The organism is Streptomyces sp. NPDC045998 (assembly GCF_056430285.1).
This window is the reverse complement of record NZ_JBWKLJ010000009.1, coordinates 200,903-215,199: the sequence shown is the minus strand read 5'-3', so window position 1 is coordinate 215,199 and position 14,297 is coordinate 200,903. Positions and strand designations below refer to the sequence as shown.

The following is a 14,297-nucleotide window of genomic DNA, read 5'->3' as shown; positions in this document are numbered from 1 at the left end:
CCGTGTCCCCGGCGGGGGGGGGGGGGGGGGGCTCCTCCCCCCCTCCCCCCCCCCCCCCCCCCCGCGCCCCCGAGGCGTCAGCAGCGGCGGCGGTCCACCGTCAGCGTGCCCTGGACGGCGGTCAGGGTGCGGTCGTAGCAGCCCGCCGAGCCGTGCAGCCGGTAGCGCTCGGTGGTGGTGCCCACCGCGTGCCGCTGGTCGCGCGGCACGTTGGCGGTGTACGTCGCGTCGCCCGTGTACGTGTCGTCGAGGCGCGTCCAGGCCGTCCGCTCGCCGCCGCGCAGGACGAGGGTGTCGGCGCGGTCCCCGAGCGTGAGGACGGTGCGCAGCCGGTCGCCGGCGCCGAGCGTCGTCTCGCCGTCCATGGTGTACGTGCGGTGGGTGCGGGTGACCGTCCGGCCGCTGGTGACGGTCTCGTCGTCCGTCCACCCGGCCGTCAGCGCGTCGGTGGTCTCGCCGTCGGTCCAGCGGTGCACGGAGGTGTGGGCGAGGGACCGGGTGACGGTGGTGGCGACGCGGCCGTGCGAGGTGTCGAGGTACCCGGCGATGTCGAGCCGGTGCGCAGCCTCGGTGGCGAGGCGGTGCTCCCGGCCCGGTGTGTACGCCGTGGTGTTGGCGGGCGCACCGGTGTCGTGGCGGGTGAGCGCGCCGGTGACGACCTCGCGTCCTTCGTCCTGCCAGAGCAGGAGGTTGGTGGGCGTGGACCAGCCGGGCGCGCCGGCGGGCACCCCGGCGACGGTGACCTCGATCCGGTGCGGCCGTCCGTCGTTCAGCAGCGCGGCGAACGGCGTCAGGTCGTACACGACGGGCTTGACGTCGAAGGCGCGCGGCGCGGGGGTGACGTACCAGAGGAAGGGGTTGGACCAGCCGCCCGTCCAGACCGTGGGGAAGGGGGCGGCGATGCCCGCGAGGCGTCCGTCGACGCTGATGCGGACCTCGCGGTGCGGGCCTTCGGCGGCCTTGCAGGAGTAGGGGGCGGCCTCCGGCACGGCCAGGTACCAGTACTCCTCGCAGCCGCCGCCGGAGCCGGTGGCGTACACCTCGGCGAGGATCCGTTCGGAGTTGCGCGGCAGCGCGGGTGACGGGGTGTCGAGCGGGATCACCCGGTCGGGGACGTCGGTGGAGGTGCCGGGGCCGTAGGCGGGGCGCGCGTAGAAGGTGAGCGTCACCGTGACGTCGAGGACGCCGGTGTACGTGTCGTTCACGACGTTCCCGATGAGCATCTCGACGGGGCCCGGGCGGCGCAGGGTGTCGCTGTAACGGGTGATGTCCTTCTCCACCGACCAGGTGATGCCGTCCGGGGAGGGCTGCGGGGTGGAGGTCCGGAAGACCTCGACGCCGCCGACGGTGAGGTGGCCGAGGCGGTCGTACTGCCGTCCCTTCACGCTGCCGTCGAGCCGCAGGACCACCGCGCTCCAGCGGTCGCCGCAGCCCTTCGGGGGCGTGTAGGCGCCCCGGTACGGGGTGAAGTCGCGGAACTGCGCCTTGGCGAGCGTCACTTCGCAGGAGCGGACGCCGGTGGGGCGCGGGACCGGCGGGGCGGCGGTGACGGGATCGTGCCAGTCGGTCCCGAACTCGGCGGGGGGTTGCGGCTGTTCCGCGGCACTCGCGGCCGCGGGGGCGAGGGCGGAGGGGAGCAGCGCCGCCGTGACGGCCAGCAGGGTGCCGCGGACCGTGAGGCTGAGCATGCTCATGACTGTCCGTTGTCTCATGGGCCGCGAGTGAAGCGCCCGTCACGGGAGTGCGCCAGACAGCCCGGTGGACCTTGGCGCGTTTCGTACCGTCCTGCCGGAAAATCGATTGCCGACCCCGGGTCCGGACGGCGAACCTTGCACGGTTTCCCCGCCGCCCGTCGCGAGATCCCTGGGACGTCATGCAGATCCAGAACCTTCCGTACGCCGATCCAGGTGACCCCGACGTGAGGTCGGGCACGCGTTTCCTCGTCTGGCTGGGCCGCAACCAGCTGGGCGGCCAGCTCGCGTCCCTGGCCTGGGGCCTGGTGCTCCAGCTCGGCATCGCCGGACTCCCGATCGGCGTGGGCCTCGCGGTCCAGGCGGTCGTGGACGGGTCCGCGGACCGGCTCGCGCTCGCGGGCGCGCTGCTGGCGCTGCTCGGCGCGGCCATCGCGGTGGGCGACACCCTGCAGCACCGCGCCGCCGTCACCAACTGGATCACCGCTGCCGCCCGGGTGCAGCAGCTGCTGTCCCGGAAGACCGCCGAGCTCGGCGCGGTGCTGACCCGCCGCGTCGCCGCCGGCGAGGTCGTCGCCGTGTCCACCGGCGACGTCGAGAAGATCGGCTGGTTCGTGGAGGTCCTGTCGCGGTTCGGCGCGTCGGCGCTCACGCTGGTCGCGGTCTGCGTCGGCCTGGTCTTCTACGCGCCCGCGCTCGGCGTCGTCGTGGCCATCGGCATCCCGCTGCTGGCGCTGGCGCCGCTGCCGCTGCTGCCGCGCGCCACCCGGCGGGCGGACGTCCAGCGCGAGAAGGCCGGCCGCGCCACCGAGCTGGCGTCGGACACGGTCGCGGGCCTCCGCGTCCTGCGCGGCATCGGCGGCGAGGAGCTGTTCCTCGGCCGCTACCGCGAGGCGTCCCAGGAGGTCCGGAAGGCGGCGGTGCGCAGCGCCCGCATGTGGGCGCTGATCGCGGCGGTCCAGGTACTGCTGCCGGGACTGCTGCTGATCGGTGTGGTGCTGTACGGCGCGCGGCTGGCCCTCGACGGGCGGATCGCGGTCGGTGAACTGGTCACCGTCTACGCCGCGGTGACCCTCACCCACTACCCGCTGCGGACGGTGGAGGAGATCGCGATGGCGTTCGCCTTCTCGCGGCCCTCCGCGAAACGCGCGGCGCGCGTGCTGTCCCTGACGCGTACGACGACGGTCACCGGCGCCCACGGCGCCGGGCCTTCACCGAGTGGCGATCTCTACGACCCGGTGACCGGGCTGCGCGCGCCCGAGGGGCTGTTCACCGCCGTGGTGTGCGGCGATCCGGACGCCGCCGGGCGGCTGGCCGACCGGCTCGGGGGGCATCCGGCCGAGGAGACCGACGGCCATGCCTCGGTGCTGCTCGGCGGGGTCCCGCTGGACGAGCTGCCGCTCAACCGGGCGCGCGCCCTCGTCCTCGTCCAGGACAAGGACCCGGTGCTGCTCTCCGGCACCCTGCGGGAGCTGCTGGACGTGCCGTCGTCGGGAGCGGTGAGCGCCGGGGAGGCGCTGGCGGCGGCGGAGTGCGGTGACGTGCTGGACGCGCTCGCGCAGGCGTCGGTAGGCGCGGACGGCGATCCGATGCGGACGCGGATCACCGAGCGCGGCCGGTCGCTCTCCGGTGGGCAGCGCCAGCGGCTGGCGCTGGCCCGTTCGCTGGTCACCGACCCCGACGTGCTGGTGCTGGACGAGCCGACGTCGGCGGTGGACTCGCACACCGAGGCGCGGGTCGCGGCGGGGATCGCGCGGCTGCGCGCCGGGCGTACGACGGTGGTGCTGGCGTCGTCCCCGCTGCTGCTGGACCGGGCGGACCGGGTGGTGCTGGTCCACGAGGGCGCGGCGGTCGCGGTGGGCACGCACCGAGAGCTGCTGCGCACGGAGCCCCGGTACCGCGCGGTCGTCACCCGCGAGACCGACGACGTACCGCCCGTGGCCGCGCCCGGACACGCGCTGGTGGATGTGGAGGAGAAGGCATGATCGGCATGGCGCCGCCGGCGTACGACCCGGCGGCTCCCGAGACCGCGACGACGCTGCCGGTGGGCGGCGCCGCGACGGTCCGCGCGTACGTGGCGGAGCTGCTGCGCCGCCACCGGACGGCGTTCGCGGTGCTCGTCGCCGTCAACGCGGTCGCGGTCATCGCCTCGATGGCCGGCCCGTACCTGCTCGGTTCGCTGGTGGAGCGGCTCGCCGCCGGTACGCGTGAGCTCCATCTGCCGGTCACCGTCGCGGTGTTCGTGGTCGCGCTGGTGGTGCAGACGGTGTTCGTGCGGCTGGTGCGGCTGCGCGGGGCGATGCTGGGCGAGGAGATGCTGGCCGATCTGCGCGAGGACTTCCTCGTACGGTCGGTGGGGCTGCCGCCCGGCGTGCTGGAGCGGGCGGGGACCGGCGACCTGCTGTCCCGGATCACCACCGACATCGACCGGCTCGCCAACGCCATGCGCGAGGCGGTCCCGCAGCTGGCCATCGGCGTGGTGTGGGCCGGGCTGCTGATCGCCGGGCTCGCGGTGACGGCCCCGCCGCTGGCGCTCGCGATCCTGGTGGCGGCGCCACTGCTGATCGCGGGCTGCCGCTGGTACTTCCGGCGGGCGCCGTCGGCGTACCGCTCGGAGGCGGCGGGGTACGCGGCGGTCGCCGGGGTGCTCGCCGAGACGGTCGACGCGGGCCGCACGGTCGAGGCGCACCGGCTGGGCGCGCGGCGGATCGCGCTGTCCGACCGGCGCATCCGGGAGTGGACGGCGTGGGAGCGGTACACGCTCTTCCTGCGGTCCGTGATCTTCCCGGTGATCAGCGTCACGCACACCACGATCCTCGCCTCGGTGCTGCTGATCGGCGGGTTCTTCGTGCTGCGCGGCTGGCTGGACGTGGGCCGGCTGACGACGGGCGCGTTGCTGGCGCAGATGCTGGTGGAGCCGGTCGGGATCATCCTGCGCTGGTACGACGAGCTCCAGGTCGCGCAGGTGTCGCTGGCCCGGCTGGTGGGCGTGCGCGAGGTCGAGCCGCACGCCGGGGACCCGGCCGTACGGCCCGACGGGCGCGCGGTGCGGGCGGACGACGTGCGCTTCGGGTACCGGGACGGTGTGGACGTGCTGCACCGGGTGTCGATGGACGTCGCACCGGGCACGCGCCTCGCCCTGGTCGGCCCGTCGGGCGCGGGCAAGTCCACGCTGGGCCGGCTGCTCGCGGGGATCTACGCCCCGCGCGCGGGGCGCGTCACGCTGGGGGCGGCGGAGCTGTCGCGGATGCCCGCCGAGCGGGTCCGCGAGCACGTGGCGCTGGTCAACCAGGAGCACCACGTCTTCGTCGGCACGCTCCGGGACAACCTGCGGCTCGCGCGGACGGAGGCGCGGGACGCGGAGCTGTGGGCGGCGCTGGCGGCGGTCGACGCGGAGGCGTGGGCGCGGGCCCTGGCGGACGGCCTGGACACCGAGGTCGGCTCCGGCGGGCTGGCCCTGACCCCGGCGCAGGCCCAGCAGATCGCGCTGGCCCGCCTGGTGCTGGCCGACCCGCACACCCTGGTGCTGGACGAGGCGACGTCGCTGCTGGACCCGCGCGCGGCCCGGCACCTGGAGCGGTCGCTGGCGCGGGTGCTGGACGGGCGGACGGTGGTGGCCATCGCGCACCGGCTGCACACGGCGCACGACGCGGACGTGATCGCGGTCGTCGAGGACGGCCGGATCAGCGAGTTCGGCAGCCATGACGAGCTGGTCGCGGCGGACGGGGCGTACGCGGCGCTGTGGCGCTCCTGGCACGGCTGACACGGCCGATGCGGCCGATGCGAAGCGGGGCCCGGGACCGAACCGGGCCCCGGGCCCCACCGGTCAGTGGGCGCCGTGGACCTCCAGGGCCGCGCGGACGGCCGACTCCAGGGCGCCTTCGATCCAGGCCGGCTTGACCGAGGTGTGGCAGCCGGCGAAGTGCAGCGGGCCCTCCTGGGTGCGCATGTCCAGCAGGATCTCGGTGTGCTGGCCGGGCAGCAGGACGGACGCCTCACCGTAGGCGTACGGGTCGCGCTGCCAGCTCTGGGTGCGGCCGACGCCGGTGAAGAAGACCTCCAGCCGCTGCCCGTACACCTCCTGCATGCCGCGCAGGGCGAGCGCGTAGCGGGCCTCGTCGTCGTAGGCGTCCCAGCGCCTGGCGTCGTCCGCCCAGCTGTAGGAGGCGAGGACGACCCCGCCGGCGCTGCCGGGGACGGGGTGGGAGGGGTTGAACATGAAGCGGTTCGGGTTGTCGGTCACCGACCCGCCGCCGATGACCCCGGCCGCCTCGGGCTGGTCGCGGGAGACCCAGGCGTTCGCCGCGTAGTGCGTGCGCTGGTCCTCGGAGAGGTGCCCCCGGGGGACGGAGGGGTGCGCGCCGAGCAGCCGCCCGTCCTGCGCCACCTGGCCCTTGCGGTACCGGTCGTACAGCCCGGGCTCCATGGCGTCCAGTTCGCGTCGCCAGTCGCCCTCGTCGAACTCCCACCAGCGGCGGCTGAATTCGAGGAGCACCTTGGTGGCGCTGTCGTAGTGCACCTCGGTGATGGCGCGGCGTTTGGCGTACGACAGCGGGGGCGAGACCTGGACGTGCCGGAAGCCCGAGAAGGGGATGGTGACGATCGCCGCGTCCCCGGTGAACCGCTCGTGGACCACCGTGCCGCCCCGGCCTTCGGAGACCGTGTCGACGGCCACGCGCTCCCCCTCGTCCCGGGTCTCGATCCGGGTGACGCGGCGGTCGAAGCGGACGTCGTCGCGGACCCGCTCCAGGAGCGCGTCGGCGAGGACGGCGGTGCCGCCGTCCAGCTCGTAGAAGGCGGTGCCGGGGCTGATCAGCGCCTGGCTGATGAAGCTGTGCAGGAAGGAGAGCGGCAGCCTGGAGGTCATGTTCTCCAGGGTTCCGATGAGGTCGATGGTGCGGGTGTCGAGCCCCGCGTACTCGGTCAGGAACCGGTACATCGACCAGTCGCCGAACCGCTGGACGACCCGGGCCCAGCCCTCGAGCAGCTCCGGCATCGGCTTGTCGGCCCGGGTGCCGTCGGGGCGCAGCGTGCTGTACTCGTCGCGCACGGGGTCGAGGGCTCGGCGCACGATGACGGCCGCCGGGACGTCCTCGTACTTCTTCGGTACCCCGAAGGAGCGGTTGATCGCCCGGGGGTCCTTGGCGTAGTCGGCGCGGCGGGCCCTGATGCCGTTGACGCTGATCCAGGTGCGGTAGCGGGGTGTGCCGCCCGGGTCGGTGTCGACGTAGCGGAAGGGCCGCCGCTCGATGCCGAGCCGGTCGATCAGTCCGATGACGAGGGGGTGGCTGCCGGGGATGCGCATGGCGCCGGCCTCGGCGTACTGCTTCGGATCGGCGAAGGCCTGGGCGGCGTTCTCGTGGCCGCCGGTGCGGAAGGTCTTGATGCGGCCGCCGGCGCGGTTGCCGTTGGCCTCGATGACGGTGACGTGGTGGCCGGCGCGCTTGAGCAGGTGGGCCGCGACCATGCCGGCCGGTCCGGCGCCGAGGACCAGCACCTTCTTGCGGCGCGACGCACCCTTGGGCAGTCCGTCACCGAGCAGGATCTTCTCGTACCGCGGGACCAGGGGCTTGTCGTCCTCGTCGAGTACGAGGAGGGCGCGGGCGACGGCGAGGCAGGTCTGCCGGTCGGCGGTGGAGCGGGGCGCGGCCGCCGGCGCCTGGACGGCCGGGGTGACCGGCGCGGCCGTGGCGGGTGAGGCGGGGAGCAGGGTGGCGGCGGCGGCCGTGGAGGCGGCGGCGGTCAGCTGACGGCGTGTCAGGTGTGGGGAATCCATGATCAGAAGAAAGCGGATCTTGAGACTCCGCGAAGGGGCTTCGCACCCGGTTCACCCGAACGGGACGATCAGATGAAGTTCAGCGCCGACGCGCCGCCCACCCCGCCCAGCAGCATGAACGCCGGCATCAGCACCTTGAGCTCCACCCAGCTGCCCGCGCGGAACCGCATCCCCTTCGGCGGCCCCAGCGCGTACCAGCGCTTGCCCTTGACGGGGATCGGCCACAGGATCGGGCAGCCCGAGACGGTCAGGGCGTCGCCGATGTCGTGGACGAGGGCGCCGAGCACGATGGGCAGGCCCAGCCACAGGTAGTCCATGCCGGGCTCCGTGAAGAGCCAGTTCGAACCGTAGCCGGGCTTGTCCAGGATGCCCGCGAGGATCCAGGCGCTGGTGGCGCCCAGCAGCCACACCAGGACGTCGCTGGACATGCGGGCGGCCCGCCACAGCAGGCCCTCGACGGCGAGCACCAGGTGGACGAAGAGGATGGCGAGGACGGCCCAGCGGTCGCAGGTGACGGCCAGCGCGGACGCCCCCGCGCCGCAGAGCACCGCCCACACCCAGGTGTGCGTGAGGGTGCGGTGGCCGCCGCTGCGGCGGGCGTCGGCCCGCGTCTTGGTGGCCTTGTAGACGGCGTACGACAGCTTGTCGACGATCTCGCACAGCCCGCGCGAGATCGGGCCGAAGGCGCGCGAGATGGTCGCCGACTTGTGGTCGAGGTCGGGCGCGAGGGCCGCTCCGGCGCAGATCAGGGCGCCGACGACGAGCACCGGCCAGGGCATCGGATGCCCGGCCGCGGCGGTCGCGGCCCCCACCCCCAGCCACGCGGCCGCGCCGGAGAGTGAGTGTGCCGGTCCCATCATGTGCGTTTCCCCGCCCCGTGTGGATCTGTCGTGCGCCCCCGTTGACGGGACAGGGTATCGCTCTGTGATCTTCGTACCGGTGGCCGGTTCCCACTCCGGGGGGTCCGCCAGGCAAGATGGGGGCGTGACCCTTATCGATCAGCTGCCGCCCGACGCCGACCCCGATGCCCTCTTCGAGGCCTTCTCGTCATGGGCCGAGGGCCAGGGCATCACGCTCTACCCGGCCCAGGAAGAGGCGCTGATCGAGGTGGTCTCGGGGGCGAACGTGATCCTCTCCACCCCCACCGGATCCGGAAAGAGCCTGGTCGCGGCGGGTGCGCACTTCACCGCGCTCGCGAACGACCAGGTGACCTTCTACACCGCGCCGATCAAGGCGCTGGTGTCGGAGAAGTTCTTCGACCTGTGCAAGCTCTTCGGCACCGAGAACGTCGGCATGCTCACCGGCGACGCGTCCGTGAACGCCGACGCTCCCGTGATCTGCTGCACGGCCGAGGTGCTGGCGTCGATCGCGCTGCGCGACGGCAAGGACGCCGACATCGGCCAGGTCGTGATGGACGAGTTCCACTTCTACGCCGAGCCGGACCGGGGCTGGGCGTGGCAGATCCCGCTCCTGGAACTGCCGCAGGCGCAGTTCGTCCTGATGTCGGCCACCCTCGGCGACGTCTCGATGTTCGAGAAGGACCTGACCCGCCGCACCGGCCGCCCGACCTCGGTGGTCCGCTCGGCGACGCGGCCGGTCCCGCTGTCGTACGAGTACCGGATCACGCCCATCACGGAGACGCTGACCGAGCTGCTGGAGACCAAGCAGGCGCCGGTCTACATCGTGCACTTCACGCAGGCGCAGGCCGTCGAGCGGGCGCAGTCGCTGATGAGCATCAACATGTGCTCGCGCGAGGAGAAGGACAAGATCGCCGAGCTGATCGGCAACTTCCGCTTCACCACCAAGTTCGGCAAGAACCTCTCGCGGTACGTCCGGCACGGCATCGGTGTGCACCACGCGGGCATGCTGCCGAAGTACCGGCGCCTCGTGGAGAAGCTGGCGCAGGCGGGGCTGCTGAAGGTGATCTGCGGTACGGACACCCTCGGCGTCGGCGTCAACGTGCCGATCCGCACCGTGCTGTTCACGGCGCTCACCAAGTACGACGGCACCCGCGTGCGCACGCTGCGCGCCCGCGAGTTCCACCAGATCGCGGGCCGGGCGGGGCGCGCGGGCTTCGACACGGCCGGGTTCGTGGTCGCGCAGGCGCCCGAGCACGTCATCGAGAACGAGAAGGCGCTCGCGAAGGCGGGCGACGACCCGAAGAAGCGTCGCAAGGTGGTCCGCAAGAAGGCACCGGAGGGCTTCGTCGGCTGGACCGAGAACACCTTCGAGAAGCTGATCGCCTCCGAGCCGGAGCCGCTGACCTCACGCTTCCGGGTGACGCACACCATGCTGCTCTCGGTGATCGCCCGCCCCGGCGACGCCTTCCAGGCGATGCGCCGCCTGCTGGAGGACAACCACGAGCCGCGCAGGAACCAGCTGCGGCACATCCGCCGTGCCATCGCGATCTACCGCTCGCTGCTGGACGGCGGGGTCGTCGAGCAGCTCGACAAGCCGGACGCCGAGGGCCGCACGATCCGGCTCACCGTCGACCTCCAGCAGGACTTCGCGCTCAACCAGCCGCTGTCCACCTTCGCGCTGGCGGCGTTCGAGCTGCTGGACCCGGAGTCCCCGTCGTACGCCCTCGACATGGTGTCGGTGGTCGAGTCGACGCTGGACGACCCGCGTCAGATCCTCGCCGCCCAGCAGAACAAGGCGCGCGGCGAGGCGGTCGGCGCGATGAAGGCGGACGGCGTCGAGTACGAGGAGCGGATGGAGCGGCTCCAGGACATCTCGTACCCGAAGCCGCTCGAAGAGCTGCTGTGGCACGCGTACAACACGTACAAGAAGTCCCACCCGTGGGTCGGCGACCACCCCGTCTCGCCGAAGTCCGTCATCCGGGACATGTACGAGCGGGCGCTGTCCTTCACCGAGTTCACGTCCCACTACGAGCTGGCGCGCACCGAGGGCATCGTGCTGCGCTACCTGGCGTCGGCGTACAAGGCCCTGGACCACACCATCCCGGACGACCTGAAGACGGAGGACCTGGAGGACCTGATCGCCTGGCTCGGCGAGATGGTGCGGCAGGTGGACTCCTCGCTGCTCGACGAGTGGGAGCAGCTGGCCAACCCGGAGGTGGAGACCGCCGAGGAGGCCCAGGAGAAGGCCGACCAGGTCAAGCCGGTCACGGCCAACTCCCGCGCCTTCCGGGTGCTCGTGCGCAACGCGCTGTTCCGCCGCGTGGAGCTGGCGGCGCTGGACCGCTTCTACGAACTCGGCGAGCTCGACGCCGAGTCCGGCTGGGACGCGGAGGCCTGGGAGCGGGCGATGGACGCGTACTGGGAGGAGTACGACGAGCTCGGCACCGGTCCCGACGCGCGCGGTCCCAAGCTGCTCTCGATCGAGGAGGACCCGGCGCACGGCCTGTGGCGCGTCCGGCAGACCTTCGCGGACCCCAAGGGCGACCATGACTGGGGCATCAGCGCGGAGGTGGACCTGGCGGCCTCGGACGAGGAGGGCCGCGCGGTCGTCCGCGTCACCGACGTCGGCCAGCTGTAGGAGGACCCCGTATGACCAACCCCGCCGAGCGACTCGTCGACCTGCTCGACCTGGAGCAGATCGAGGTGAACATCTTCCGCGGCGCGAGCCCGCAGGAGTCCCTGCAGCGGGTCTTCGGCGGCCAGGTCGCCGGCCAGGCCCTGGTCGCGGCCGGCCGCACCACGGAGGGCGACCGGCCGGTGCACTCGCTGCACGCGTACTTCCTGCGGCCGGGCATCCCGGGCCTGCCGATCGTGTACCAGGTCGAACGGGTCCGGGACGGGCGGTCGTTCACCACGCGCCGGGTCACCGCGATCCAGCGCGGTAAGACGATCTTCAATCTGACGGCCTCCTTCCACCAGCCGGAGGAGGCGGGCTTCGAGCACCAGCTGCCGCCGCGGCTGGACTTCCCGCCGCCGGAGTCCCTGCCGTCGGTCGCCGACGAGATCCGCGAGCACCTGGGGGCGCTGCCGGAGGCGCTGGAGAGAATGGCGCGGCGCCAGCCCTTCGACATCCGGTACGTGGACCGGCTGCGCTGGACGCAGGAGGAGGTCAAGGAGGCGGACCCGCGCAGCGCGGTGTGGATGCGCGCGGTGGGCCCGCTGGGCGACGACCCGCTGGTGCACACCTGCGCGCTGACGTACGCCTCCGACATGACCCTGCTCGACGCGGTGCGCATCCCCGTCGAGCCGCTGTGGGGGCCGCGCGGCTTCGACATGGCGTCGCTGGACCACGCGATGTGGTTCCACCGGCCGTTCCGCACGGACGAGTGGTTCCTGTACGACCAGGAGTCCCCGATCGCGACGGGCGGCCGGGGCCTGGCGCGCGGGCGGATCTACGACCGCGAGGGGCGGCTGCTGGTGTCGGTGGTGCAGGAAGGGCTGTTCAGGCGGCACTGAGCGCCGCGGCCCCCGTCGGCTCGGACCTTGGATGACGACGGCTGCGAGAGCGGCGGGTTCGGGAACGACGGGTTCCGGAACGGCGGGTGTTCGAGGGCCGACACGACGCGTGATGCGCGGGCGAAACGATCACATGCGGCAGTATCGGGGCCATGGACGCAGTGGGCCGAGCCGAGCGCTCCCTCGGCCGGCCCCGGGTCCTTCCCCCCTCCCCCGCTCTGGATCGTGCAGGTCATGCCGCGCAGACTCCGTGTCCTCTTGCTCGCGCTCTTCGCCTCCCTCGTGCCTCTCGCGTTCCTCGCGCTGCCGGCGTCCGCCGCCCCCGCGCAGGCCGCCCAGCAACTCCCCGGCGGCAAGGCGAACTTCGTCGTCGCCGTCGGCCACATGACCGCGGGCTCCCGTGCCAACCAGGTGCGGCTGGGCACCTACTCCTTCGACACCGCCGACGGCACGGTCGCCGCCCGCATGCACCGGTGGGAACACACCGAGCCGCGCGCCCGGGTCGGCACCGGGACCGTGCCCGACGAATCGTGCTCCACCACCTCCCTCTCCACCACCGCCACGCTGGTCCGCACCTGTGAGATCCAGACGGCGGGCGGCTTCGCCGCCGAGCCCACCGACCTGGGCTCGGGCCGGTACCAGCTGGAGACGGAGACGGTCGAGGGCCGGCCGACGTCCGTCCTGTGGATCTTCTGGGACACCACCCCGCCCAGCACGGAGAAATGGGCGGTGGAGACCACATCGGCACTGGCCCGGCTGTCCTTCCTGTACGCCAGCGACGCCACGGCCGGATACGGCTACGGCAGCAACGCGCCGTTGACGGCCCGTCAGGCGATGACGGCCGTGCGGGACCACCCGGCCCCGCTCCACCTCCAGGCACTGACGTGGGCCCACGACCGGGTCGACCCCGCGAGCGGCCTGTTCCAGCACCGGTCGTTCCAGACCTGCGTGCGGACGACCTGGTGCCTGACGCTGCTGCAGCCGACGTCCACCCGCGCCTGCCAGGCGACCGGCGGCTGCCCGGACTACGGCGGCGGCACCCCGGCGAACGTCACCTCCATCCAGTACTACCTGCAGTCACTGTCCCCCCAGGACCGGCGGGACACCCTGTGGCACTGGTGCACCTGCCTCGCCCTGGAGCAGGGCCGGGCCTGCTACACGGGCAACTCGCACGTGAAGCCGATACTGCAGATCATCGACGACGCGGGCACCTTCCGCGGCTGGGTCGGCGTGGAGGCGTCCTTCTATCCGTTCGCCGACGCCGACCCGCGCTCCCACGACATGCTCGGCGTCTTCCGCCTCGCCGACTGGACGACGTGACCCGGGCGACCGGGCCGGGGCGGGGCGGCGGCGGCCGGCCTGCTTTCATGGAGTCCGTCCGTACCGTGCCCGCTCTCCCCTGCGAGGAGCCCCCCATGTCCCTGTACGACATCCCGCTGCGCACCCTGTCCGGCGAGCCGACGAGCCTCGCCGAGTACAAGGACAAGGCGGTGCTGATCGTCAACGTCGCGTCCAAGTGCGGTCTGACGCCGCAGTACGAGGGGCTGGAGCGGCTGCAGCAGCGGTACGCCGGCCGGGGGTTCACGGTGCTGGGCGTGCCGTGCAACCAGTTCGCGGGCCAGGAGCCGGGCACGGCGGAGGAGATCGCGACCTTCTGCTCGGCGACGTACGGGGTGACGTTCCCACTGCTGGAGAAGTCGGACGTCAACGGGGACGGACGGCACCCGCTGTACGTCCAGCTGACGAAGGCGGCGGACGCGGACGGCGCGGCGGGCGACGTGCAGTGGAACTTCGAGAAGTTCCTCGTCGCCCCGGGCGGCGAGGTCAGCCGGTTCCGTCCGCGCACCGAGCCGGAGGCGCCGGAGCTGGTCGCGGCGATCGAGGCGGCGCTGCCGGCGGCCTGACGCGCGTCAGCGGGCCGGGGCCGGGCAGGCGGACCACAGGCCGGCGCCGGCCTGGCGGGCGGCTTGTTCGGCCCTGGTCATCGTGGGCCAGTACTTGTCGTTGGGTTCGAACAGCACCTTGGTGGCGTGGCCGCTGCGGACGAGGGACTCGTTGACGAAGACGTCCTTCTCGTTCCACACGTAGAGCAGGTACCGGTCGAAGCGGTCCTTGAGCTCGATGTCGCGTTCCGTGCGCAGTCTGCTGCCGATGGGGAGCAGTTCGGCGGTGCGCGCCGTGGCCTGGCGGCTGTAGCACTCGCCGCGCTCGGGGGTGTCGATCTCCAGCAGGCGTACGCGCGCGATCTCGCCGTCGGGGATGACGCGGCCGTCGCCGCGTACCTCGACGGTGTCGCCGTCGATGACGCGCAGGACGACCGGTCCGCGCTGCCTGGGCTCGGGGTTGCCGGGCTGCGCCGCGGTGGGGGCGGCGGTGGCGAGGCCCAGGACGGATACGGCCGCGGCCAGGACGGCGGTGGTCCGGCTGCGGGGCGAGGAGCGGTGCATGACGCCC

General features: G+C 73.0%; 10 protein-coding genes. 6 read left to right on the top strand and 4 right to left on the bottom strand.

Annotated features, from left to right (window positions below):
• Window positions 1-77: 77 nt before the first annotated feature.
• On the bottom strand, window positions 78-1,712 hold the full coding sequence (locus AC07FJ_RS26030) for a peptide-N4-asparagine amidase (RefSeq protein ID WP_479051719.1): 1,635 nt from the start codon (window positions 1,710-1,712) through the stop codon (window positions 78-80).
• A gap of 161 nt (window positions 1,713-1,873) precedes the next feature.
• On the opposite strand from AC07FJ_RS26030, the gene AC07FJ_RS26025 reads away from it, so the two are divergent.
• The gene (locus AC07FJ_RS26025; protein ID WP_479051718.1) at window positions 1,874-3,676 is read left to right on the top strand and encodes an ABC transporter transmembrane domain-containing protein; all 1,803 of its coding nucleotides are present in this window, start codon (window positions 1,874-1,876) and stop codon (window positions 3,674-3,676) included.
• Window positions 3,673-5,454 carry an ABC transporter ATP-binding protein gene (locus AC07FJ_RS26020; protein ID WP_479051717.1) on the top strand — a complete coding sequence of 594 codons (1,782 nt, stop codon included), beginning with the start codon at window positions 3,673-3,675 and terminating at the stop codon, window positions 5,452-5,454. The genes AC07FJ_RS26025 and AC07FJ_RS26020 overlap by 4 nt, the downstream gene beginning before the upstream one ends.
• A gap of 63 nt (window positions 5,455-5,517) precedes the next feature.
• Here AC07FJ_RS26020 and AC07FJ_RS26015 read toward each other — a convergent pair whose 3' ends face one another.
• Window positions 5,518-7,467 carry a flavin monoamine oxidase family protein gene (locus AC07FJ_RS26015; protein WP_479051716.1) on the bottom strand — a complete coding sequence of 650 codons (1,950 nt, stop codon included), beginning with the start codon at window positions 7,465-7,467 and terminating at the stop codon, window positions 5,518-5,520.
• Between the two features lie 68 nt (window positions 7,468-7,535).
• The gene (locus tag AC07FJ_RS26010) at window positions 7,536-8,327 is read right to left on the bottom strand and encodes a metal-dependent hydrolase (protein WP_361420286.1); all 792 of its coding nucleotides are present in this window, start codon (window positions 8,325-8,327) and stop codon (window positions 7,536-7,538) included.
• 64 nt (window positions 8,328-8,391) lie between these two features.
• Between AC07FJ_RS26010 and AC07FJ_RS26005 the strand changes: the two genes are divergently transcribed.
• The 4 genes from AC07FJ_RS26005 to AC07FJ_RS25990 all read left to right on the top strand — a co-directional run bounded on the left by AC07FJ_RS26005 (window position 8,392) and on the right by AC07FJ_RS25990 (window position 13,747).
• Window positions 8,392-10,965, top strand: a complete 2,574-nt coding sequence (locus tag AC07FJ_RS26005) for a DEAD/DEAH box helicase (RefSeq protein ID WP_479051714.1) — start codon at window positions 8,392-8,394, stop codon at window positions 10,963-10,965.
• An 11-nt stretch (window positions 10,966-10,976) separates the two neighbouring features.
• The gene (locus AC07FJ_RS26000) at window positions 10,977-11,843 is read left to right on the top strand and encodes an acyl-CoA thioesterase (RefSeq protein ID WP_468291609.1); all 867 of its coding nucleotides are present in this window, start codon (window positions 10,977-10,979) and stop codon (window positions 11,841-11,843) included.
• A 234-nt stretch (window positions 11,844-12,077) separates the two neighbouring features.
• Entirely contained in the window at window positions 12,078-13,163 is a 1,086-nt protein-coding gene (locus AC07FJ_RS25995; protein ID WP_479051713.1) for a hypothetical protein, read from the top strand.
• A gap of 95 nt (window positions 13,164-13,258) precedes the next feature.
• Window positions 13,259-13,747, top strand: coding sequence for a glutathione peroxidase (locus tag AC07FJ_RS25990; RefSeq protein ID WP_479051712.1), 489 nt, complete (start codon window positions 13,259-13,261; stop codon window positions 13,745-13,747).
• A gap of 6 nt (window positions 13,748-13,753) precedes the next feature.
• On the opposite strand, the gene AC07FJ_RS25985 is transcribed toward AC07FJ_RS25990, so the two are convergent.
• Window positions 13,754-14,290 (bottom strand): thermonuclease family protein, encoded by a 537-nt coding sequence (locus AC07FJ_RS25985; protein WP_479051711.1) that lies wholly within the window; start codon window positions 14,288-14,290, stop codon window positions 13,754-13,756.
• Window positions 14,291-14,297: the final 7 nt, after the last annotated feature.